The sequence below is a fragment of the Streptomyces olivochromogenes genome (genome assembly GCF_001514115.1).
Taxonomy (GTDB): Bacteria; Actinomycetota; Actinomycetes; order Streptomycetales; family Streptomycetaceae; genus Streptomyces; species Streptomyces olivochromogenes.
Window position 1 is genome coordinate 1 of record NZ_KQ948546.1, and the last position, 602, is coordinate 602.

At 68.8% G+C, this 602-nt stretch carries 1 protein-coding gene; it reads left to right on the forward strand.

Annotation, left to right across the window (positions count from 1 at the left end):
- Nucleotides 1-602, forward strand: a 602-nt coding sequence (locus AQJ27_RS51495; RefSeq protein ID WP_208948630.1) for an alpha amylase C-terminal domain-containing protein, incomplete at both ends; no start/stop codon positions are given.

Genomic DNA, 602 nt, shown 5'->3' on the forward strand with positions numbered 1-602 from the left:
CGCAAGTACCACCACAACGAGATGACGTTCTCGATGGTGTACGCCTACAGCGAGAACTACGTCCTGCCCATCTCCCACGACGAGGTCGTCCACGGCAAACGCTCACTCGTGTCGAAAATGCCCGGCGACTGGTGGCAGCAACGCGCCACCACCCGCGCCTACCTCGGCTTCATGTGGGCCCACCCCGGCAAACAACTCCTCTTCATGGGCCAGGAATTCGCCCAGGGCGCCGAATGGTCCGAAGCCCACGGCCCCGACTGGTGGCTCCTGGACCCCGCCTACCCCGCCGAACCCGACCACCGCGGCGTACGCGACCTCGTCCGCGACCTCAACACCGTCTACCGCCACGAACCCGCACTCTGGCAACGCGACACCGACCCCGCCGGCTTCACCTGGATCGCCGGCGACGCCGCCGACGACAACGTCCTCGCCTTCCTCCGCCACGACGCCGACGGCACCCCCCTGCTCGCCGTCTCCCACTTCTCCCCCGTCGTCCGCCACGACTACCGCCTCGGCATCCCCGACTCCGCCCCCGCCTGGCACGAAGTCCTCAACACCGACGCCGCCCGCTACGGCGGCAGCGACATCCACAACCCCCACCC